At 35.1% G+C, this 23,908-nt stretch carries 21 protein-coding genes and 1 tRNA gene; 12 read left to right on the forward strand and 10 right to left on the reverse strand.

The features are described from left to right. Nucleotides 1–9: 9 nt before the first annotated feature. The 5 genes from Q0505_RS10940 (at nucleotide 10) to Q0505_RS10960 (ending at nucleotide 5,871) form a co-directional block, all read left to right on the forward strand. A complete protein-coding gene (locus Q0505_RS10940; protein ID WP_299212709.1) occupies nucleotides 10–714 on the forward strand; it encodes a MotA/TolQ/ExbB proton channel family protein in 705 nt (234 codons plus the stop codon). A gap of 1 nt (nucleotide 715) precedes the next feature. Then, a complete protein-coding gene (locus Q0505_RS10945; RefSeq protein ID WP_299212710.1) occupies nucleotides 716–1,108 on the forward strand; it encodes a biopolymer transporter ExbD in 393 nt (130 codons plus the stop codon). A 67-nt stretch (nucleotides 1,109–1,175) separates the two neighbouring features. After that, nucleotides 1,176–2,009, forward strand: coding sequence for an energy transducer TonB (locus Q0505_RS10950; RefSeq protein ID WP_299212712.1), 834 nt, complete (start codon nucleotides 1,176–1,178; stop codon nucleotides 2,007–2,009). A gap of 130 nt (nucleotides 2,010–2,139) precedes the next feature. Then, complete coding sequence (locus Q0505_RS10955) at nucleotides 2,140–4,641, forward strand: T9SS type A sorting domain-containing protein (protein WP_299212714.1); 2,502 nt, start codon at nucleotides 2,140–2,142, stop codon at nucleotides 4,639–4,641. Between the two features lie 12 nt (nucleotides 4,642–4,653). Further along, nucleotides 4,654–5,871: a folylpolyglutamate synthase/dihydrofolate synthase family protein gene (locus tag Q0505_RS10960; RefSeq protein ID WP_299212785.1), complete on the forward strand. Its 1,218-nt coding sequence runs from the start codon at nucleotides 4,654–4,656 to the stop codon at nucleotides 5,869–5,871. Between the two features lie 68 nt (nucleotides 5,872–5,939). Here the strand turns inward: Q0505_RS10960 and Q0505_RS10965 are convergent, their stop codons facing one another. Continuing rightward, complete coding sequence (locus Q0505_RS10965; protein WP_299212716.1) at nucleotides 5,940–7,631, reverse strand: hypothetical protein; 1,692 nt, start codon at nucleotides 7,629–7,631, stop codon at nucleotides 5,940–5,942. Between the two features lie 266 nt (nucleotides 7,632–7,897). Here Q0505_RS10965 and Q0505_RS10970 point away from each other — a divergent pair. After that, a tRNA-Val gene (locus Q0505_RS10970) sits at nucleotides 7,898–7,972 on the forward strand. A gap of 92 nt (nucleotides 7,973–8,064) precedes the next feature. On the opposite strand, the gene Q0505_RS10975 is transcribed toward Q0505_RS10970, so the two are convergent. The 8 genes from Q0505_RS10975 to Q0505_RS11010 form a co-directional block, all read right to left on the reverse strand. Then, nucleotides 8,065–8,418, reverse strand: coding sequence for a hypothetical protein (locus tag Q0505_RS10975; protein ID WP_299212718.1), 354 nt, complete (start codon nucleotides 8,416–8,418; stop codon nucleotides 8,065–8,067). Nucleotides 8,419–8,428: 10 nt separating this feature from the next. Continuing rightward, a complete protein-coding gene (locus tag Q0505_RS10980; RefSeq protein WP_299212720.1) occupies nucleotides 8,429–10,609 on the reverse strand; it encodes a hypothetical protein in 2,181 nt (726 codons plus the stop codon). 300 nt (nucleotides 10,610–10,909) lie between these two features. Further along, nucleotides 10,910–11,137, reverse strand: a complete 228-nt coding sequence (locus tag Q0505_RS10985; RefSeq protein ID WP_299212722.1) for a hypothetical protein — start codon at nucleotides 11,135–11,137, stop codon at nucleotides 10,910–10,912. Between the two features lie 19 nt (nucleotides 11,138–11,156). Then, nucleotides 11,157–12,185, reverse strand: a complete 1,029-nt coding sequence (locus tag Q0505_RS10990; protein WP_299212724.1) for a hypothetical protein — start codon at nucleotides 12,183–12,185, stop codon at nucleotides 11,157–11,159. Next, nucleotides 12,182–13,495, reverse strand: a complete 1,314-nt coding sequence (locus tag Q0505_RS10995) for a hypothetical protein (RefSeq protein ID WP_299212726.1) — start codon at nucleotides 13,493–13,495, stop codon at nucleotides 12,182–12,184. The genes Q0505_RS10990 and Q0505_RS10995 overlap by 4 nt, the downstream gene beginning before the upstream one ends. After that, entirely contained in the window at nucleotides 13,488–14,063 is a 576-nt protein-coding gene (locus Q0505_RS11000; protein ID WP_299212728.1) for a DUF6046 domain-containing protein, read from the reverse strand. The genes Q0505_RS10995 and Q0505_RS11000 overlap by 8 nt, the downstream gene beginning before the upstream one ends. Nucleotides 14,064–14,073: 10 nt before the next feature. After that, nucleotides 14,074–14,544: a hypothetical protein gene (locus tag Q0505_RS11005; RefSeq protein WP_299212730.1), complete on the reverse strand. Its 471-nt coding sequence runs from the start codon at nucleotides 14,542–14,544 to the stop codon at nucleotides 14,074–14,076. After that, nucleotides 14,544–14,753: a hypothetical protein gene (locus Q0505_RS11010; RefSeq protein ID WP_299212732.1), complete on the reverse strand. Its 210-nt coding sequence runs from the start codon at nucleotides 14,751–14,753 to the stop codon at nucleotides 14,544–14,546. The genes Q0505_RS11005 and Q0505_RS11010 overlap by 1 nt, the downstream gene beginning before the upstream one ends. A gap of 270 nt (nucleotides 14,754–15,023) precedes the next feature. On the opposite strand from Q0505_RS11010, the gene Q0505_RS11015 reads away from it, so the two are divergent. After that, nucleotides 15,024–18,584, forward strand: a complete 3,561-nt coding sequence (locus Q0505_RS11015; protein WP_299212734.1) for a M23 family metallopeptidase — start codon at nucleotides 15,024–15,026, stop codon at nucleotides 18,582–18,584. Here Q0505_RS11015 and Q0505_RS11020 read toward each other — a convergent pair whose 3' ends face one another. Further along, nucleotides 18,585–19,187 (reverse strand): hypothetical protein, encoded by a 603-nt coding sequence (locus Q0505_RS11020; protein ID WP_299212736.1) that lies wholly within the window; start codon nucleotides 19,185–19,187, stop codon nucleotides 18,585–18,587. A 790-nt stretch (nucleotides 19,188–19,977) separates the two neighbouring features. Here Q0505_RS11020 and Q0505_RS11025 point away from each other — a divergent pair. From Q0505_RS11025 to Q0505_RS11045, 5 genes are all read left to right on the forward strand, one after another. Beyond that, complete coding sequence (locus Q0505_RS11025; protein WP_299212738.1) at nucleotides 19,978–21,921, forward strand: hypothetical protein; 1,944 nt, start codon at nucleotides 19,978–19,980, stop codon at nucleotides 21,919–21,921. A 7-nt stretch (nucleotides 21,922–21,928) separates the two neighbouring features. Beyond that, nucleotides 21,929–22,072, forward strand: coding sequence for a hypothetical protein (locus Q0505_RS11030; RefSeq protein WP_299212740.1), 144 nt, complete (start codon nucleotides 21,929–21,931; stop codon nucleotides 22,070–22,072). A gap of 145 nt (nucleotides 22,073–22,217) precedes the next feature. Next, nucleotides 22,218–22,505 (forward strand): hypothetical protein, encoded by a 288-nt coding sequence (locus Q0505_RS11035; protein WP_299212742.1) that lies wholly within the window; start codon nucleotides 22,218–22,220, stop codon nucleotides 22,503–22,505. Then, entirely contained in the window at nucleotides 22,492–22,794 is a 303-nt protein-coding gene (locus tag Q0505_RS11040; protein ID WP_299212744.1) for a hypothetical protein, read from the forward strand. The genes Q0505_RS11035 and Q0505_RS11040 overlap by 14 nt, the downstream gene beginning before the upstream one ends. A gap of 114 nt (nucleotides 22,795–22,908) precedes the next feature. Beyond that, the gene (locus tag Q0505_RS11045) at nucleotides 22,909–23,901 is read left to right on the forward strand and encodes a hypothetical protein (protein WP_299212746.1); all 993 of its coding nucleotides are present in this window, start codon (nucleotides 22,909–22,911) and stop codon (nucleotides 23,899–23,901) included. The last annotated feature ends 7 nt before the right edge of the window (nucleotides 23,902–23,908 follow it).

Genomic DNA, 23,908 nt, shown 5'->3' on the forward strand with positions numbered 1-23,908 from the left:
TTCTGAATTATGATTAATAGATTACTGCAAGATGGCGCCCAAAACGCTGCCGATGCATTGAATACGGACGAACCTGTAGAAAAAACACTTTCGATAATAGATTTGTTAGTTACAGGAGGAATCTCTGGAATGATTATTATAGGAGTTTTATTTGTACTCCTTTTTGTGGCTATTTATATCTATTTTGAACGTGTATTTGCCATCAAAGCCGCTTCAAAAATAGATAGCAATTTCATGAATCAAATTCGTGATAATGTTTCTAACGGAAACATAGAAGCTGCAAAAATACTATGTGCTCAGACCAATTCTCCCGTGGCTAGACTTACAGCAAAAGGAATCTCCAGAATTGGAAATCCTCTTGAAGATATCAATACCGCGATTGAAAACAGTGGTCGTCTGGAAGTATATAAACTAGAAAAAAATGTAAGTGTACTTGCAACCATTGCAGGAGCCGCTCCTATGATTGGGTTTTTAGGAACTGTAATAGGAATGGTTATGGCTTTCCATACATTAGCTACCAGTAGTGGACAAGCAGAGATGGGTACCCTTGCCGAAGGGATTTATACGGCAATGACCACCACCGTAGCAGGACTTATTGTGGGTATTATTGCCTATATGGGATACAATCACTTGGTAGTTCGTACAGATAAAGTAGTACACTCTATGGAAGCAAATGCGGTAGATTTCTTAGACTTACTTAACGAACCGATCTAGTATGAATCTTAGAGGAAGAAATAAAGTAAGCCCAGAGTTCAGTATGAGTTCTATGACAGATATTGTATTTCTGTTGTTGGTCTTTTTTCTATTGACCTCTCCAGCGATTACACCAGATGCATTAGACCTTATATTGCCCAAAGCAAAAGGAAAGACCAGCAATAAACAAAACCTATCGGTAAGTATCACAAAAGACCTTGATTATTACGTTAATAAAGAACGTGTGAATGAACAAGGTATCGAAGCCTTTATCACAAAAGAATTAAGCGGTGTAGAAGAGCCTACCATTATTTTAAGAGCAGAAGAAGGAGTGCCTATCGAAAATGCTGTAAAAATCATGGATATCGCAAATCGTAATAAATATAAGATTGTACTTGCCGTACGACCTAATTAAATAGGAATTGGTACGCTTTCGCGAAAGCGTATAAAAGTGCATAACAAATTAATATACACGCTATAAAGTGCCATATCTAGATACGCCACATAAAAAGAAATCCTTTACCATAAGTAGTATTATTATGGCGATCATCCTTTTGTTGATGTTTTGGGTGGGTATGGACTATATGGATCCGCCTATAGAAGGAGGGATTGCCGTCAACTTTGGAACCTCTAGTGTGGGATCAGGAAATGTACAGCCTACAGAACCTGTAGCTTCAGCACCTAAAAATACCGCACCAGAACCAGTGCCGACACCACCTCAGCCAGAAATTACCGAAGAGGTTGTAACTCAAGACACAGAAGACGCTCCCGTCATAGAGGAAAAACCAAAAGAAACACCGAAACCTAAGGTAAATAAACCGAAAGAAAAGCCTGTTGAAAAACCTGTAGAAGAAGCAAAACCAGACCCTACACCAGATAAGAGTACGACAAGTGCATTAGATGCATTAATCAACGGTCCTAAAAAAGACGGTACTGCTCAAGGAGGTCAAGGTGATGATAATCAAGCAGGCGATAAAGGTGATCCTAATGGAGATCCAAATGCCTCTAGTTATTACGGAACAGGAAAGGGACTAGATGGTGATGGGAATTACCAACTTGGCGGTCGTAAAGCGCTTGGGAAACCAAAACGTGTACAAGAATGTAATGAAGCTGGTATTGTTGTGGTGAGTATAGAAGTAGACCGAACAGGAAAAGTTATCAAAGCCATGGCAGGAGTTCGTGGTACTACAAATAGCACAAAATGTTTGTTAGATCCAGCAAAAGAAGCAGCACTTGCTACAAAGTTTAATGCAGATCCCAATGCACCTTCCAAACAAATAGGTAAAATCGTATATCGTTTTAGCCTTTCTAATTAATTCATAAGGTAAAAGTCTTTTGCTTTTTATTTGTAAATTTTACAAAACGTAGTAGTACTTCCTTTGAATAAATGAGTTTCTTTCATTTATTTTTCAAGTATCTTTAGATTAAGATTATTAAAAAATTTCTATGAAAAACTTCATATTCCTCTCATGTATAGCATTATTTGCTTTTTTATCGTGTAGTGAAAAGCCTACTGAAAGCAAGAATATTAAAACAGAAATAGCTAAAAAGCTTCCCACAGATTATATGTTTATGCAAAGAGCATATCCTAAGGGAGAAATAAAACCCAATGCACAACGACAAGCAGCCATCTGGAGAAAAGACCAGGTGCAAAACACAAGAAATCAAGCCAACCTTTTTGAATTTGCAGGGCCACTCAATATAGGAGGACGCATCACCGATATCGAGATAGTCTCTGGTACAGCAAACACCGTCTATGTAGGTGCAGCTTCTGGTGGAGTATTCAAATCTACAGATTCTGGAGATACGTGGCAACCTATTTTTGACGATCAACCTATGCTAGCCATAGGGGATATTGCTGTTTCAGAAAGTAACTCGGATATTATTGTTGTAGGAACGGGAGAGCCAAATGCAGGTGGAGGTTCGCTTGCCTATGATGGCGATGGTGTTTACATCTCTGAAAATGCTGGAATGACTTGGCAAAATATAGGTCTTCAAGAAGTAGGAAGCATTGGTAAAGTACTCATCCATCCTTCCAATCCAGATATTATCATCGTAGGAGCAATGGGATCTCTTTTTAGAAACGATTCCAACCGTGGGATTTATAAAACCACAGATGGTGGGACGACTTGGAATCAAGTACTATTTGTAGCAGATAACACTGGGATTATTGATATGTCTATTCATCCTACAAATCCAGATATTGTATATGCCGCTTCTTGGCAACGGGAACGCACGCCAGAAAATAGAACGTACGGTGGGGATGCTTCTAATATTTATAGATCTACAGATGGCGGAGAAACTTGGTCTATTCTAACCAATGGACTCCCAACAGAAGGGGGGTTAAAAGGACGCATTAGTATCGATATATCATCATCTAATCCAGAGATCCTTTATGCTTCTTATGCAGATGCCTCAGGAAATATTCAAGGGATTTACAAAACGGAAAATGGAGGCGATTCTTGGATGACCAAAAATTCAAGTCAACTCACAAATGTAGGTTTTCATTGGTGGTTCGGAGGTTTATTTGTAAACCCCCAAAACCCAGATGAGGTGTATCACTCAGGTTTTAGGATGCAAAAAACTACAGACGGAGCAGATAGTTGGCAATCTACCTTTCCAAATGTACATGTAGATCAGCATGCATTGGCTTTTGATGCTACCAATCCCGCTACCGTTTTTGTAGGAAATGATGGAGGTCTTTATAAAAGCGCAAATAGTGGAGATACTTCAGAACTAGATATCACACTCCCGATTACACAATTTTATAGAATGTATGTAGACCCTTCCAATCCTGATAAAATATATGGAGGCACACAGGATAATAGTACAATGCGTACAACGACGTCAGGTCTTTCTGACTGGACGATTATAACTGGAGGTGATGGTTTTCAACCACTTGTAGATAAGGATAATACCAATGTCATTTATGCACTTTCTCAGTTTGGTAATTTGATTCGGTCTACCGATGATGCTGTAAGTTTTGTAAGTGTGCTCAACGGAATTCCAAATGCAGATCGGCGTAATTGGGATACGCCCATTGCATTTGACCCTCAGGATAATCAAACCTTATTTTATGGAACACAGCGGGTGTATAAAAGTACAGATATGGCTGCCAGTTGGACTGCGATTAGTCCGGACTTAACCAACGGTTCTTCCTCTGGAAATTTGACGTATGGGACTATTACCACCATTGATGTTTCTCCTTTGGATAGCGATATCATCTATATAGGTACAGACGATGGCAATGTCTGGCAAACCACAGATGGTGGCGCAAACTGGATAAGTATTAGCGCAACGCTACCCAATAGATGGGTGACACGGGTACAAGCATCACCCAATACACTTAATGAGGTATATGTGACCTTTTCTGGATACCGGTATGGAGAAGATGATGGTCATGTTTTTAAAAGCACAGATAACGGTACTAACTGGACAGATCTCTCTAATGCAATTCCTGATATTCCTGTGAGTGATATTGAAATTGATCCTTTTGACAACTTGTTTCTTGCTACAGATATAGGCGTGCTAAGTTCTAATGATGGAGGCAATACTTGGTTGCCTTTCGGCGAAAATGTTCCTTCACTAATTGTAACAGATTTACATTTTGATGAAAATTCAGGATTCTTATTTGTAGCTACTTATGGAAGGTCGATTTATAAAATAAATATATCTGAAGATGTGTTGGCAACAGATGCTTTCGAAGATCCTATTGTTGAGGTTCTCATCTATCCAAACCCTGCTCAAAATGAAATTTCTATTGGGCTTAATGGAACCATTTCCTCTGGAAATATACGTATCTTTAACCAGTTGGGGCAGCAACAATTACAGACAGAAATTTCTGTAAACAATCCTTATGTTGATATCCGTAATTTAGCTACTGGGATGTATATTTTACAGATTGAAACTGGGGAAAGAACATATACCCAAAAGTTTATAAAAAAATAAAAACAGAACACCATCACATATCAAGAAACTACAGAATGGCTCTTTACACAGCTTCCTATGTATCAGCGTCAGGGAGCTGTAGCCTTTAAAAAAGATCTCACTAATAGCTTATTGTTAGCAGAGCATCTAGGGAATCCGCATACAAAATTCAAATCAGTACACGTGGCGGGTACCAATGGAAAAGGCTCTACCAGTCACATGCTCGCTTCTGTATTACAAGAAGCAGGATATACCGTAGGATTATATACCTCACCTCATCTTAAAGATTTTCGAGAACGTATTCGTATTAATGGAATGCCTGTGAGTGAGACGTTTGTTGTTGATTTTGTAAAAAACAATAAATCGTTTCTAGAAGCAAATTCCTTATCTTTTTTTGAGATGACGGTAGGCATGGCATTTGACTATTTTGCGAGTCAGCAGGTGGATATTGCCATCATTGAAGTAGGACTTGGCGGAAGGTTGGATAGCACCAATATTATTACACCTGAAGTGGCTGTCATTACCAACATAGGACTCGATCATACACAATTTTTGGGAGATACACATTCAGAAATAGCTTTTGAAAAAGGAGGGGTTATTAAAGAAGGAATTCCTGTGGTGATAGGTGAATACCATCCTGAAACGGAAGAGGTGTTTGATACGCTTTCGCGAAAGCGGAATGCACCCTTATACAAAGCATATTCCTTTGACGCGATCCCGATGAAGTCAGATTTAAAAGGAGCCTATCAACAACATAATATCCGAACAGTACAAGTGGTGGTTGCGCAATTACAACAAAAAGGATTTGGCGTCGGGATACAACACATCGCCAAAGGATTATTGAATGTGGTTGCAAATACAGGGTTGCAAGGACGCTGGCAATTGTTAGGAGAATATCCTACTATTATTTGCGATACAGGACATAATAAAGAAGGGCTTTCGTATGTGTTACCTCAACTAGAAACCATCGACTACGATCATTTACATATCGTAGTAGGAGTTGTTTCAGATAAAGACTTAGATGATATTTTACCGCTGTTTCCAACACATGCTACCTATTATTTTTGTAAACCATCAGTGCCTAGAGGAATGCCCGTTGAAACATTAGAGGAAGCGGCTTCTAAATTTAACTTGAAAGGAGCGAGTTATGCATCTGTTTCTGAAGCATTGGACGCTGCCAAAGAAAAAGCAACGCCTCATGATTTTATTTTTATAGGTGGCAGTACGTTTGTGGTTGCAGAAGTACTTTAAGTACATCGTTTTAAGATAAAGCGTTTGTTAAAAACTGTATCAAGTAATGAGACTTTAAAGAACGTGAATCACTCTTCTTTATAATATGTATTATAAAAGTTTCTATATAAGGTCTCAATAGTCTTTAATTTTTCTGTTTTTAGATTGTAGAACGTTAAAGACTCGATGCTCCTTTTGAATTTCGGATTTTTTACAGATCCTGAATTATCTTTAAATGGAAGTACATCTATTTTTGAGGACGTTGATAATGATGTGATTTTATAAATGCTAGAGATCTCTTGTTTTTTGGTAAAATGAGAGAAGCGAGATGATGTAAAATCGGTTCCAGTATAAAAAGCGATAGAATCCCCTTGTTTGAAGTTCAATATGCTTTTCTCATTTTCAGGAATGATAATCGCTTGATCTACGCCATCTTGAAGTTTAAAAACTATCAGCTCTTTTTGAGTGCTATTTTTTATCTCTAATTGCGCAGAATTAGTAGGAACATCTGTGGGTATTGCATTAAATGTTTTTGGATATGGATTTGTAAAAGGGGTTATTTTTATAATCTCTTTAGACTCGTTATCATCACCTTTTAATACTTTTCTCTTTAAACTATATAAGAAGCGTATATGACTATCTTGTGTATATCCTTTAGTTTGATTAGGAAGTGTTATATATTCAGGAATAAAGGGTTGTGTTGTTTCTTCAGAAATGATGCTATTCTCTTCAGTTTGTATTGTTGACTCGGTAGTTTCTATTATAGTTTCTTCGGTTTTTTCAGTAATCACTGTTTGATCATAATCTGTATAAGGAGTGGCTTGGTTTTCTTTACTGATTTTTTCAGAATTTAGATCACCATCTTTAGTATAGTTAGTGCCAAGATTACTTTTAAAAATACCTATAGTAACTCCAATTATGACAAAGGCGATGACGGTAATGATGATAATTGGATATCTGTTTTTTGAATTACTTTTTTGGGAATCACGTTCTTCAAGTTCTAGTAAACCTGATTTGAACGTACTAGACTTTGCAATTGCAGCATTTTTTGTAAATATTTCTTGTTGCTGTTGATTAGAAGGCTTTAGCTTTCCAAAAGCAACCATTGTAGAAATTGCAAAATCCCACTCCCTATTTACAAATCTTTGATTCCGATTATAAATACGTAAGATCGTACCGTTTATTTCTGTAACCTCCTTTATTAATGCTGTGATATAGATATTTACACTTTCTATAAAGTCAGTATTTTTCAAAAATGAAACAGGCACTTGAGATTCTTTTAACTTCCCTTGCGTTATATACCTATTTGCTTCAAGGAGTTGTGTCGCAAAAAAACGAATGATTTCTTGTTTAACTTCTTCAGAAAAGAAGCGTTCTTGAGATACAAGTCTGATGACGAGATGAAATTTTTCTTTAGAAAATAAATAAGATAATGTAGGATTAAGTGATTGAAGCAAAAAAGGAGTGATAAATACTTTTGTATACGCTGTTGCTGTACGAGGATTATACGTGGAATCAAAAGCTTTAACATCAAGATCTTCGTACGTTTCTAAAAGTATTCTTTTTAACCAAAGATGACTTTCTATAAAAAGATGTGCTTCTTTTGTTTCTTGATGTTCAAGTTGAGATACGAGTTCTGAAAGTTCTTCTAGATGACTTTTGTTTTCGAGAACAGCTTTCGCCTTCAGCTGTTTTTGTAGGCGTATAATCTGTGCGGTATCAATATGAATGATAGCATCCAGAGTAATGTCTAGTTCATCTAATAAAGAAATATATCTCAAGAAAACTTTTTGAGCTAAGATATTAAAATTAATGAAGTGGTAGAACTCATCTCGCTTTTTCAGCAGGATCTATAGATTTAATACCTCGACTTTTGGGTTGATTTTTAGTGTCCAGAGTTTGCTTTAAGGTTTGAGACCTTTCAGGTTGCTGTGTTAGCTCATTATTACAGGGAAGTTCAGTTTTTTATGAAAGAAGTAATTATTTTTTGACAAAACATTTTACACTCACAAACTTTAGCTTATATTTGCACCCGCATTGAAAGAAAGGGCGCTTAGCTCAGTTGGTTCAGAGCACTTGGTTTACACCCAAGGGGTCAGGGGTTCGAATCCCTTAGCGCCCACAGAAAAGTCCCAATGAGATTTATTTCATTGGGACTTTTTATTTTATGCTAGTATGTTTTCTAAGTACGCTTTCGCGAAAGCAAACACAACATTAATCTTCGTTAGATGAAATATCATTATCACTAAAACCATGTGTTTCATAAAACATTTTTTTCAGTTCTAAGAGTTTATCAAAATACATTTGGAAATAACTAGGATCGTGCATATCTGCTCCTTGTATTTCTTTATTGTATTCAATGACATTGTTTAATACATCTGAAAATTTTGAATTAATATCAGAAAAGTCTGTAAGATCTAAAAAATCTATGCTCACAAATGATAAGAAAGTTAATTTTTTACCTAATTCAGATTCTACATTTACAAATTTTAGTGCATCTTCAAAAAATTTGAAAGAAATCCATTTGTTTGCAGTCCAAGTATTATTTTCACTAATTAATATTGACATATTCTTTATATTATAAATCGTTATTTGTCCATATTTTTATAAAATTATCACTTTCTATGATATTTTCATTTTTTAAAAATATTTCAACATTTTTTATTTGTGGTTTATTCATGTATCTATAATCGAGAACCACAACATCGGATTTTACAAAATGATCTTTTAATGATTTGATGAAATCTTTCATATCATCTGGCACGAAATTACTAATACCTTTTTTTAAACCAATTAAATCAAATGTTTTTCCTTTATATGAGCCACTTAGTGAAACCCATTCAACATCTGGCTTGGTAGATCTTTCAAGGTAACCAAATCTTTTTTCGATAGCAGCTCCTACTTCAGCTTCATGTTCAATATAATCTTTTGCAGGATCAGTACCTAATTCTTTTTTACGCTGCTCTAGTGTCTGTTTTTTTATTTCTTCTATTTTTTCCTTTGTTTTAATTTCTTCTAATCTTTTCCTCTTCTGTTGTAAACGTTCTTTACGTTGCCCGACAGTTTCTTTAGGTTTCTGTTTTCCGGGAATATTATCGGCATTATCTATAAACTCGCTGTGTTGTTCAGGATTAAACTCTTGTTTTTTAACCTTCGCTTTCTTAGAAGCCTTTACAAGTTCTTTAAGTCGGCTAATGACTCTTTGTAATTCTACTTTGCTTAATTCTAGTGTATTTGGACCACTTTTAAAGCTGTGGAGGAGATCTTCCAATTTACTAATTGCTTTTGGGCCAAATTTTAGAATTTGTGGACCAAAGGCAGTTGTAATCATCACCATGTCATAACTCACACTTAAAATATTCCAATAATCACTTATCCACTCAGCATCTGCTTCTTTTAATTTTTGCTTGATAAAAGGGTGTTGCATCACAAGGTCTACACCTGTTTTCGCTAGTTCTACAATGGCAAGTCTTCTCACTAGAATAGAAGCTCCTTTTACCGTAAGTGCGCGTATCGCGCCTGCAATACCCGCAAAATGTGACGCAAAGCTTATTATTTTCCAGAATTCTGTAAGCTGCTGGTCTTTTATTAGATAATGGGCAATAATTGCGGGAGCAATCATTTCTGTACTACCATCTGCAGAGATAATAGTAATGATATCCAGCGGGTGTGGATGTATTTCATTGTAAGGGTCGCTTCTTACTGAAACAGACATTCCTCTTGCAGAGGCATTCTCAGAAGTTTCATTATATATATTGACAGAAGTGCCACCATCCCATGTAGACTGTATCGTAAATAGTTTTAAAGGCGCTTTATTTGCCATTTTAGTACTATTAATAACAACACAGCTATCATATTCTGCCGCCTCCTCACCGTATGCAATACATGCTATCCAGATGCTATTCATAGCTTCTTTTAAGTGCTCTCCGTGTAGCTCATCATATATCTTTTGTAATAAACCTAAATCTTGGTTAATAGCATCATAAAGTGCTTTGCCAGACATGGCTTTCAAAATATTTACAATAGCTAGCTCTTCATTTGTATTAAACAAGGTTATTTTTCCAGCATTCTTTCCAGAAACACCAGCAGCTAACATATTTTTTAAATCATCCAACAGTACCTTATCGTTTAGCTTTCCATATACAATATTGGGTAGATTCTCATAGATTACGTCTAAGTCATTAATGTTTCTTGTTTCTGATATAATGCTTTGATATTCTTTGGTAATTTTCTGTAGTATTTTTTTGGTATTTGGTAATTGGATATAATCTAAGATTGTTTTTATACCATCAAAAGTATCTGTGCACAGATCTATAACTGGATCTCCATCCATTTCTCCAGATTCTTTGATAATTAAATGGAACTCTGTATGGGCAAATCCATGTATTACCTCAACATCTGCAAATTTTAAATTAGCATGTTTACCTCTTATTATTTCTTTTTGATACAAGACAAAGTTGCCACTTTGTGAGGATAGAACCTGTTTGTTCAAATAATTAAGGATAGGTATTCCATTAAGCATAGTATTGCTATGTGCTTTTATCCAAGTTAATAAGTGCCAAAGATTGTAGTATACGTAGTGTTGCTGTTTTTGTTGTTGCTGTTGTTGTAATACATTAGCTTCATAGTTATCTGCATACGCATTAAAGAGTCTCTCATTGTCTTGTTGTTCTTTTATTTGATGTAATAACAAGGGAAGCTTTACTTCTAAATCTGCAATGTTTGCTACCTTTAGGTAATGTTTTTTTATGATACTCATAAGAAGTGAGTTTTGTAGTACTGTGTATAATATGTATGAGGTGTCTTTTTTTGCGTTAAGGATCATAGCGGCATCCTTTTTTGAGTGGCATATATGCTCAAAAAAGATATAGCGGAGAGCCTGCCCTGCAAGGGAACGCCCTACAGGGAACATGGTGTTTTTAGAGATTTTAAGAGCGTGATAAGATCAGGTCGTTCAGTGATGTTGTAGTATATAATCACTCTAAGCATACACACAAAAAAATGCTTGTCGATGTATTGAAGAGGTATCGAAACTCCCTGATCTTAAAATGCTCCCAGGTTATGTGATGTTACCTACGCCCGTTCCTGTTTGCGCCGTTGCACTCCCAGCAGTGACTACGGTGGTCATCACAGTCCCCGATTTTATATAGGTGTCTATGGCAGTCGCTAATGCATCTGCTAATTCATTAATAGAATTTGTTGAATCAGGGTCGTCTGATGCTTTTGCTCTTTGTTGCTCTAATGCACTTTTTATGGCATTTTGTAATGTTATTTTTACTAAAGGCATGCTATTATTTTTTTATTGATTAAACTAAGAGGTTTGATAGGTTTGTTCCTATGGTGGCAAAATTATTGGCATTAATTGGAGGTCCCGAGGGTCCTACAGGAGTGGGCACCGTAAGTGCTTGAAGTTGGGTGATTAATGTTTGTAATTCTGTCCCTAGATTAACGCCTCCTTTTTCTATAGTGACAAGATCTGTCAGTTTAAAAGTGAGATCATCTTTGGTGATCAATACTTCGCCATCTTTTACAGAAGCCATATATCCATTGCCTTGATCTGTCGTAATCGTTAGCTCATTTTCCAGAAGCGTCACTACAGTCATATCTTCATTTATAGCGATGGTAGTTCCAAGTTCTGTAATGTCTATTTTTTGTTTGCTAGTCTCATCTTCTCCTGTAAAATGTAGGGTTGCAACAGTATCACTTGTAGTATTGAGGTCAAAACATACACGAGGGATAGGTTCTCCATTTTTAATGGTATTAAGTACTGTTTTTTGTACTTGTCCAGTAGCGAGTGTTTCTGACAGTAATTTTCCTTCGCCGTCATAAAACGTGGTCACCATACTAGGATGGTCTCCATTGTTTTGAGATTCAAGGCTATTAAATGCTATTTTGGCAATAGACTTGAATTCGGAAGGTGCTTGACCTGGCAGGGTAGGTTGTGCTTCTTTAAAAAGGATATGAAACTGATCTGCATTACTGTCAATTTCTAAGTATTGATTATTCTCATTTTTAAACCTCACAAACGTGCGTTCTATTTCAGAATATTGAGAGATAAACGCACGTGTCTCGAGATTATCAATAATAGAAACCAGTACCCAGCTATCTAACTTAGGGATACTTATGACTCCTTGTTCTTCTTCTTGAATAGATGCTTTAAGCCGTACGTTTTTTATCATCGCACCATCGGGGCGTATCACGTTTACTGTAAAAACATCTTCTGGGCTGTGGATAGAGTTTTGTGGTGTGTTTATAGCCACAACCTTAGCCGCATACGTTTGTACTGTAATGTCTTTTTCGGCAATATTTTGTATTAAATCTTTAAGCTGTATCATACTATTTCTATTTTTCGTCCTAACTCAATCTCTTGTCTATATCCATTTAATCCATACGTACGAATCACTTTTTTCACCTGAAAAGTTCCATTTTTTTCTTTGTCTTCAGCGTTATCTAGGGTAACTCTGTCTGTAGGTCGTATAAAAGGTTCTCCAAAAGTGGTAAAGGTTCCTGAGAGACCTGTAACTCTTTTTTCTAAGGCTCTAAATGCCGCATATTGTATTAACTCAGCCTCTACTTTTAACTTTTCAGCTTTAAAAAGAATAGGCTCGTTAGGAAGGTCTTTATCTTGCTCGTGGAGTACGTAGGTTTTTTCTAATAATCCATCTTCATCTCCTATTTCTATTTGGATAGGGGTGTTGGAGTTTTTAAAATATTTTTCAACTCGAATACGTGTGTTCTTTACCTCTTCTTCTACAACCTTTAAATTATCTTGTATAATATTATGCTTAAAGCGAAATCTCGCACTGCCTAAAAATTGATCACTTCCAAAGGCATCATCTATCGCATTTAAAACGGGCGCGAGTAACTGAAGCCCTTGATTAAAAAGACGTTTTACAACCTCTCCAACTAAAGGGGTTTTAATAAAATTGCGTTCTACAAAATTTCCAATTTCTTCAACACCATACTTTTGTGGGTTGTTCGTAATGGTTAGTACTGGTGCAGTAGCTTCCATCTTGAAGAACGCGCGGATCCCGTGTTTTTGTAATTCCTCAAGAAGTTGGCATACGCTCTGTCCTCTTTTGATGACCATAGCCCCTAGATTTTCATCCAGTGCATTGATTTTAAAAGGAAACCCTAAAGCAGTAAGGCGTTTTGTAAAAAAATCTTTAGGATTAAATGATGCTATATTTATAGATGGGTTTTCTGCAATCACATTTAAAACATCGGTACCATCATTAGGAGACTCATCTTCTACAGCTTTTACTTTTTTACACGCATACATCACATCCTGACAAATAATTTTAACAGGAGCATCGCTTTCTACAGAAGTGATATAGCCTCTAAAAGCAGGTTTGTAATCTCCATCATAGCCTAAGAAAATTTCTATGAAATTTTCTAGCTTAAAAAAGTCATGAATCGACACAATCCGATCACGGTTATTAATGGTATTAAATTGAGAAGGATTAAACTCTTCTTCCAGATGATTAAATACCTTCTTAGGCATCATAATCGTAGCGGTATCTGTTAAGGTGTCATAAGACGATTCTATATGCACATCCTTCACATAATCAAACTCATACGAAACGGAAGTAGGTATGAGATTGACCGTTTCATACACTATAATTCTTGCATTTAAACTAAACATTGTCTCTTATAATTAATTCAACGGTTTCATCTGATGTGGCACTAGCCGAAAACTTTTGGATATTCTTTGTACCCTCTATAGAAGGTATTGAGTAAGAATCGATCACTAGCTCATAGATCCCAAAACGGTTTAAAATCGCATGGGTTACTCCAAGAGTATAGGGTGCATTCAAAAACTGTTTCAGTAAGAATAGTTTGTCTTTAGGATAATTGGTGTTACCCTTATCACTGGCGATCAATCCTTCTATAGAGATGCTAAAATCACCATTGGTAATATGTTCTTTTACAGTAAACTCTCTCCCTTCAATACTTTGTTTGCTAATATTTTTAGAGCGATTTAAAGAAACTGTCACGGCATCTATACGTAACTCAGGTAATGATATCCCTGGACGTACAAGCGGTTCAAAAATTAATGGAGCAAAGACACGTTGGTTAAACTCACCCCCAGCATCTACAATAAAATCTTGCCCTTCTGAATTGTTGAAATTAATGGCATTTTCTAGTGATCCTCGTGTAAAAGAACTGTCCCTACCGTCTAAAATATCGTCTATATTGATTGTAAATCCCATAGTTGTTTTTTTAATTTGAATGTATTTTTGCAAAGGCATTTAAGTAAACAGCCTCTAGTTGTGTATTTTGATGTTTTTGGAGCCATAATGCTTCTTCCAGAAGTTTATAATACTCCGTAATAGGAAGTTCATAAGGATTCACCAGAAATGCCTGTCGGATCAATGCAGCAGATTTTTTGAACTCATCTTCCTGTGGTGTAGGATCAATAGAAAAATGACTCGCCATTTTTACATCCTTCGCAATCGAATTTGCGACAGAGAGTTTAAAATCACTTTCATAAGTTTCGTCTGTTAAGACACAAGCATCAAAAAGATAGATGAGTGCCTCATAAACATCGTCCTCGTAACGTTCTAGGTAAGATTGGAATGTGGCAGCATTTGGTGTTTTACACAGCGTGTATAGATGATCATCTTCTGCACTATACCTTTTTATTTCACCATGTATCGCTTTTAATTTTTGTATATTTTTTTTATCCATCATTATTTATACATATTAGCGTCGTTATATTCCTTTTTTATCGCTTCCGCGAAAACATCCTCTTGTGGCTTTTTAGTAGGATTTGTGATATGGATTTCTCCGATAGAAAGTCCAATTTTTGAAGCCTGAGCGTTTATAGTATTCAACGTGCTTATGTTCGGCGTTACTGGAGTTTCTCCAAGGTCTTTTTTGGGCATAATGGCATCACTCATAATATGTTGTTTTTAATTAATAATTACGCACTAGAAATTCTTGCTAGTGACTATAAAATTTGCAGATAATTAGTAAGGATACCTTGTACCCGTCGTTGCGTTTTGAGGATGTAAAACTAGGTAAGAACAGAGTGATAAAATAGAAAAACACCCTGTGTTTTCCGTAGTTTCAGTAAATGGGTTTCTTTGCTGAAGCTATTGATATGCTGTAGGTTGAATTTTTTTAAGATGGGTTTTTGAACTTATTTTTACAGGCTCAAATTTTACTCGATGCATAAAAATATCATTCACACTATTGACATTACGATAGCACATTTAGACACTCAAGAAACAGAGCAAGAAGTTTTAGACGGAGTCATAAAAGGTGCGGCTATTTATATAAAAGAAACAGAAATAAAAGAAGCAACCCAAAAAATAGAGAAAGATTTTATTGCTGCTCAAAAAGGCACTGTCCCGGCCGAAGGAGGCGTTACTGGAAACACGACGACACCTACCCGTAATACTACTCCTTCGGCGTCCGCTGGGAATAAGCCATCCACGCCAATTCAAAGGTCAACTGTCATTTCTATGTCTTCAGGAGAAGGACAATCATCAGCTTCTAGTACAATAGCATCTACAGATATTCCTTCTTATACTGCTACAGGAACAGGAAATCAAGTAGTACCTCTTACTGTAGCAACCACATCACAACTATATGGAGGATCACAAATGCAACAAATTGTAGTACCTCAAAATCTACAAGGAAGTATAAATACAAAACCTACATTAGAAGAGATGAAAGCCTATGTGGCAACCCAATTAGAAACAGCAGATGAGGGTAGTAAGGCGAAAGCATACTGGAAAATGCTTTCTAGCACATTAGCTACAGTTACAAGCGATGAAGAAATAAAAGCAATCCTTAAAAAAGATGAAGAAGAAGGATATGGCGAAGGCTTTATCTTATTTTCAGAATGGTACAAGACCCAAACGAAGGAAGAAACCACTAAAACAGAAAATAGTTATGATTGGGAAGCAGTACGGATAGATCTTATTGACCAGATCAAAAACCATATTTTAACAGATAAAGCAGAAAAAGGAACTAAGACTCATTGGAATGAGATCATCACAAAATTAGAAAACCCATCTATAGATATAGCACAATTATTTATCGATTACGAAGAGTTGTTTTTAGTATTACAACAATTAAAGAATTTTGAAAGTTTACCGTCAAAGATTACAGTAAGGACAAAACTTCGTGTCTATACAGATATTACAACAAAAAATATGTATGCGGCTATTGGAGTTGCAGATATCTATACATTCTTACGTCGTTTTCCAGATGAAATAGGCACTGGAGTATTGAAAATCTATATAAATGTGAAGGAGACAGATACTACTTTTGGAACAGGAGATCTGGAATTTAAGATTCATAAATTTGGATCAAAATTAGGAAGTAAGGCAAATATTAACTGGGTAGTGTACAATGCTTCTGGCGAGGTGATAGCAAAATATGTAGATCATGGAGAAGTACTGACCCACAAATTTGATACCTATGGAGATTTCGTAGTAGAAGCGTATGGAGGTAGTGCTAGCAAACCCACGTTTGAAGAAGCAAAAAAATCTTCTCTTGCAAAACTAAAAAATCAAGATAGAAAGAGCTATATGGCACTTACTATAAAAGCGCCAGAATTAGTAGGGATAAAGTCAAGTAAAGTAAAAGAATACGTTCTTGGAGAGAAGACAACCATAGAGGCTCAATTTGATGTTGTAGCAGATAGCTACCCATCTATAACGTGGAATCATTATGTTAAGAAACCAGATGAAAAGGAGTACACTAAGACGCCTCTTACAGCCTATACTGATAAGAAAAAAATCACAGATTTTGATTTTAAAGAAAAAGGATATCATTACATAGAAGCAATTTCTGGTGATAAAACAGCATATTATGGATCTGTGAAAAGTCCTATCAAAGTAGGAGGTAATTATATTACATCGATACAAGAGACAAAATACAAGAAATCGTATTTCCTATATCATACCAATGCACCTTTGCTATTTACTCCTACCAAATATAAACTGGGAAAAGGAGACGATATCCCTGAAGAAAGTATCTATTGGACTGTACTGAAGGATGGAAAACCAACGGGTTTTAAAAGTACTGGAAAAACACTTAAAATAGATAAAACGACAGACTATGATGAGGGTAAGTATACGATCAAAGCATGTGTGAATGATCCTATTCTAGGGAAGAAATATGCAGAGACAAGCATTGAAATTATACATCCGCAAGTTGCAGAAGTAAAATGGGCAGATACAGAAGGTCGTATAAAAATTGAAACAGGTTTTAATAATAACATTAATAATGTAATACACGCTAGTATTCCGTATTTTAAAAATAGAAAAGTTTCTATATCCTTATATAAAGATGCTGGTTATAGTAAACTAATTACAAGTTTTGAAACGACAACAAGTGACAAAGGAGATGTGAAGTATCGTTTCGGTATTACAGATCAAGGTTCGCTTGCAGATTATATTACTAATGCTAACGAAGATGAGATACAACTCTACTTTCAAATTCAAGGAAAGGACTACACATTAAAACCATCGGAGAATACCTCTGTACACAATTTGTCAGGCATAAAAGTAGTAAAGGGAGCAAAAATTATACGTTCCTATTTCATGTACAATAACAACATTATATCTCCAGTATATCAAGCAGTTCCTTACGGTACTAAGATTACATTTGTAGCAGAAACGGTCAATATGATCGGAGAAAAGATGAAGATTGAGGTATACAAATCTGATAAAATTGATAATTTCTCAGGCGATTATGTGACGCACAAGAATAATGTTGTTGTTGATGCAGATGGAAAGATCGTAGTTCCTTTTACCTTAGAAAAGAAATGGATGTCTACGGACAATAAACACCCTTATTTTTATGCAGGTATAGAAAAAGAAAGTGGGTCTTGGCTTTCTATAGAAAAAGATTCTTTGATGCTAAGAGGGTATATGGAAGGAGAGGTGTTGGAGGATAACGTTAACATTTTATCTTTTTATAATCCTGATCATGGAGACTGGTATGATCCAGTAGTAAATCCAAACATAAGAGGGTGGTATAATCCGTATTCTACAAATAATAAAGATTCAAATATAAAAGGGTGGAATCCTTATGGTTCTTTAAAATATGGAAAAGAAAAAAGTGATGGGTCCAAAAAATATAATTATGGTAGAGTACAAAGAGGTGGTAATCCCCATAGTGGATTAGATATATATGCACCCGTAGGAACTCCTATTTATGCATGTGTTGATGGAACAATTACCTATAAGAGATTTCTAGGTAAAAAAGCTGGATTTATGATACAGCTAGAAGGAGATTATAAAGGTAAAACCTATATTTTTCAGTATTTACATTTGATGGAAATACAGAAGAATAAAGATCTTTTTAGGTTTTATAATAGCTATGGCAGTAAAAAAGTTCTTAATGATGGATTTATAGATTTAAATCAGCTGAGTGCTAGTTTTAAAGATCCTATTGTTGGAGAAATATACAAGATGAGTTATTCAGGTGCTATACTAACGATAGATACTAACAAAATGGATATTAGTAAAGACAGAGCCATAAAAGAAAATAAAAAAGTTAAGCAGGGAGATGTAATAGGATATACAGGTTCTACTGGAAATTCATATCAAGGTAAAAGTAAAAACCATTTGCATTTTGGGATAAAAGATAAAAGCACAAATAAAAGAATAGCACCTTACTCATTAATACCTGATTATATAACATTTGATCCTACAGGGAAGAAAACGAGTGCTTTGCAAGATGGGGTAACTCCAAGTTCAAAATGGGAATAATTAATAAAGTACATTATCTACTGTAATTCCTTCTGTGGGGATTTCGATAAATTTTTCAGTTTCTCTATCAGCTCTCCAAGCTTTGTGAATTTCTGTGAAAACTTTATTGTCTTCATAAGTAGCTATGGCTATGATTTCTTCATTAGCTACCTGATCTTTACTTGCCATCACGATATAGAGTTCAATTTCAGAATTAGACAGAAGATTTCGGGTTTCTTCATCAATTTTTAAAACATCAATAATTTTAAAAGAAGGGATGTTGTTTTTACTGGTTACTTCTTCAAATAACACATAATGAATGATATCGTTTTTCCCACTTATCGTAGAAAGGCTATATTCTTTTCCATGATAAACACCACTGATTAGAGCACCTCCATTAATATATAAATCAGAATTATCAAAAGAAATATTTTCTCTATTTACTTTACCAATAAGTATGTCGTTTAGATTGTCTCCAGTTATTTGTATAGTACTGACAGCATCTGTTTCGGCTTTAGAAACTTGTTTCTCGCTAGAAATAGAATCTTTTTGTGTAGGTGTTTTATCTATTTTACAACTGTATAAAATAAATAAGGGAATAAATAACAATAGTTTATAATTCATAAGCGAAATATAATTAAAATACCAAAATGACCAACGGTATATTAAATAATAATAAAATTAGAACATACAACAATCAACCAACAGTTGAAAGCGTACGTCTATGAATCAAAAGTTTGATAATTAATAAGCATTCCTAAGCACAGCCTATGCCCATAAAAGTATAGGCTTTTTTAATACCATGATTTTTTCTTTTGGGCATTCCCTTGGTATCACTTCATTACATTTCAGTCATACCAAGGTCGGGCTATCCGTTCTTAGTTTTGACTCGACAGCGGTCGCTCGTCAAAAGCTAACCACTGCTATCCCTAATGCAGGCTTTTTATACAAATAATGCCTTACAACTACTTTCCAGTTTAATGCCTTCGCTAACACTTAAAATTCTTTTTTACAAACGTTAATCATATTACAAAATAATTAAATTGTAATAAGGATAGTAGTGACATCCTTTTAAAACTTTAATATATGGTTTTAAAAGATATAACGGATAGCCTGACGCTATTATAATCGCTATGTAAAAGCGATTATAATGGAGGATTACCCTCAAAATAATAATAATCCTGTACCTGTTTTATACCTTTTAAACCTACTGAAACTATTGTTATCAAAGGTTTTTAAGTTTTTTTAAGGAGCAGATTCGTGTTATTTTTACATGCTGTAAATAAGAGTATTTTCTGATAAAATCTGGTAAGTCTTCTGCCATATCATTTTTAAAAATGGGATAATGTAAACAAGATACAGCCGTAATAATAAGATACCTAAAATTCAAACAAATTATTAAATATTGATATACATGAAACAAACAAGAAGTACTTTAAAAACGTATTTTGAACGTGGTGACAAACCTACCGAAGGGGAGTTTGCAGATCTTATAGATAGTATGCTTCTAGAGGGAGATTTAGCTACGAGAGCTGCAGCAGCGTTTTCGTATGCAGATTTGACCACCTTGATTGCAAATAATGCACTCGTTGTAGGACAGAAGTACACCCTCTCTGATTACCAAACACGGTACTATATTGAGGGTACAAATACAACAAATATAAATAGAGAAGCGGCAAGTCAAGGAGTTGTTTCTGGTTTTGCTTTTTTTGACCCGCCACTTAATGAAGTGACTAATGGAACCCCTATAGAAGTAGTAAGTTTACCAGAAGGGTACACAGGAGCTATCCAAGTAGGAGATACCGCAGCAGTGACTAGTTTCTTTTCTGGTTTTTATATGAAATTTACCAATGGATTACATACGGTAGATGGAGCTATTTTTAAATATTCAATTAAGCGTTTTAATACGATAGAGGAGGATGCTGTTATCATAGATGCCAACTCAAAAGTCATGATGAAACCTAACGGTGTTATTAATACCGAAGTGCATAATGGTACTCCTTATATGGAAATGACTGCCGAAGAAAATAAAGCGGTTCCTTTTGAAAAAATTGTACTGACAGCCATCTCTGGAAATGCGTTTTCAAAAGAAGCAGAAAGCGCTACGTATCCTGGAGAAGTCTTGGAGTTTGATTTTTCCGATACAGAGATCAAAAATGAAGATGAGGTGGTCATAGGACAACGTAAAGGGTTGGTAAAGAGACGTATTTCTGCCGATAGACGTATAGATGTTAATAAAGATTGGCGTGTACAACGATACAGACGTTATAAGCTGTCTGATAGTGATTGGGCAAATTATATTCTTCAAAATGCAGTAGATAGTACGTTGTATAATGTAGGAAGCAATCACGCATTTACACTTTCTAATATCAATACCAATGAAGATCATCGATATATTTTACCAGCAATAGAGAATAAGAATTTTTACCAAGATTTCACAACAACAGGTACGGTACCCAATATATTTCTAGAAGGTATTTCAAATGGAGCTTCTATTTTATATGGACAGCGTATGGAAACCTTTGCTGATGATGTATATAAGATAGCTGTAAATGCAACACTTACGGATAATGGAAAAGATCTTTTTATCTTCCCTTTAGACGATCAAGGCGAACCTACGGAGCGCGTAACGCTTTTTAAGGTTAATAAATTAGAAAACACTGTATTTCGAAGCAATAAAGGTCAGTATATAGAAGATCCAAAGATTACAGTAAACATTACTGATGGTATTTTACAATCCAGTTTTATGTCAGGAGGTATTGTATTTTCTTCTTCACCGTATGATAGTAATGGTTTAATCAGTATAACAGCTATAGATAATGTAGTAGAACTAACAAATAAAGGACGTATTTCTGGGCTAACCATGTTAGGAAGTACATTACTATCTAACAGTGGTAATATCGAATTTCTGACAATAGGGGGTATGGCTGCAAATGCAACAGCTTTTGGAGTTACGTATGCAGATGTGAGATTTGATGCTGGATGCCAGATTAAAAATACGATGATAGGAGGAAAGCGTGTTGATAGACTCTCTTTTAACAATGTATACACTAATAAATGCTTATTTGGATATAGCAGAGGACAATACCTTAAAATTTCAGATAGTATTATGTTTTTAACCGCCTTTAAACAAGCTGGAGACTTTTTTACAAACAACTTAAGTATAGATACATCTGATCGTAATATTCCAAAAGGACTTTTTGGATTCTTATACGAAGGGATACCAAGCATATCAGGAAAGTACATTTTTAATAGTGCAGAAGGTGATCTTGTGTATCGACAAGCTAATATCACTGATTTTGGAGATGATGGTATAGGAAAATCGTTTGGAATAGAATTACTTATTAGAGCAAAATAAAAAAACCATGACAACAGAAGAGATAGCAAGATTACAGGAGATTAAAGCAACAATCCAAGGGTGTCCTGCAGGGTGTGCGATAGAGGTGTTGGGATTACCAATACTAGAAGAATTTTTAGCGTTATTAATCAAAGAAGAAGATACTGCTTAAACCCACTGAAACTACAGATTATCAGGAGTATAAACTTCTTTTTTCTTATGTGGTTACCGTATTTTTACAGGGTTGGATGATGCTGCGTTTTGAGACATTAGGTATATAATCCTTTAACAATGACACTAATTTAAAACAATGATTTATGAATGATTTTATCATAGAGGACGATCTGGAAATAAAGAATGGAGATTTTCGTATCGATGAGGCAAGCCAGCAGAATTTAACACATATTTTGTTAAGTCAGAAAGGAAGCTTTAAAGAATATCCTATCCTTGGAGTAGGACTTACTAGATACTTAAATAGCCCAGACTCTACAGCTCGTTTGCGATTAGAAAATGAAATAGACAAACAATTAATTTACGATAACTTTAATGTGAGAGCATTAGATGTTAACGATCTGAAAAACATAAAAATAGATGGGAACTATTAGACCACAACAAAATCAAAATATTCTCGATGTAGCCTTACAGGAATACGGTAGTATAGAGACTGTTTTTGATGTACTGGCAGATAATGATCGGTTTGATCTTACAGATGATCTATCTGTATATCAAGATTTACAAACAGGAAGAGAAGCTTTCAAAAAAGATATTGTTGCCTATTATAACGCAAACACTATAAAACCTGCGACAAGTTCAACAAGAGAAGAAGAGTTGTTATTAGCGGATCTATCAGGAGTTGATTTTATGATTGTTGAGGAAGATTTCTTTATCTCCTAAGCCCTTTTTTAAGGAAGCACATCATAAAAAACGTTACCACAAAAAATAATTAAAACCCTGATTATAAGCATTTTTATAAATGTTTAAAGGGAGAACTATATTAAAATTTTAAATATGTCAAGAACAATTGCCGAAATACAAACTGAAATTTTGGATGAAAAAGAGAGACAATCCGTTTTAGCGGGTCTTACCAACGAATCTAAAACTGCAATATGGAGGGTATGGACCTACATTGTTGCCTCTGCTATTTGGATACATGAACAAATCGTTGAGAGAAATGCGAGAATATCTCGCCCACATACCTTAGACTGGTACCGCTCACAGGCCTTAGATTTTATAGATGGAAGAGATCTTATTTTTAGAGATGGCTTTTTTGAATTTGATACAGTAGGACTAAGTGAAAGTGAAATCGAAGATCTTAAAATTGTAAAGCATTGTGCTGTAAGTGAAATAGATTTAGAAACTATTATCAATCCTGAAGGGGATTTGACACTAAATACAGAAATCAATCAGAATAGTAACAGTGTTCAATTGCTATCAGATTATTTTCATAATCAAGTAGGAGTGGTGTTTATGAAAGTGGCTAAAAATGAGGGAGAAAATAATATTGTTCCTCTTAATGCTGATGAGCAAGCACGATTAAGAGAATTTATACGTCGTATTAAAGATGCTGGGAATCAGATACAAATTAGTTCTATTCCAGGAGATAAACTAAAGTTAGACTTACGTGTGTACGTAGATCCTCTGCTTATTTATGTAAATCCAAACGATCCTAATGATCCTGATAACGGAATCCTAGTATCTGATGGAACTTTAAAGCCTGTAGAAAAATCTATTAAAGAGTATTTAAAAAATATTGAGTTCAATGGGGCTTTAGTAAAAACATTTTTGATAGATGCAATTCAAGGAACACAAGGTGTAAATATTCCTATTCTGGATAAGATGTTTGCAGGAGGACGTGCGGTTTTATTAAGTAATGAAAATCTTATTAATAACGAGTTTTATATTCCAAATGCAGGATATTTTAATTTGAGTGAGGATGTGTTAGAATTAAGTATTTCATACTTCCCATATACTTTTTATAGAAATAACCAGAATATATTTTAAACCCAGA

Source organism: uncultured Dokdonia sp., assembly GCF_937910895.1.
Classification (GTDB): domain Bacteria; phylum Bacteroidota; class Bacteroidia; order Flavobacteriales; family Flavobacteriaceae; genus Dokdonia.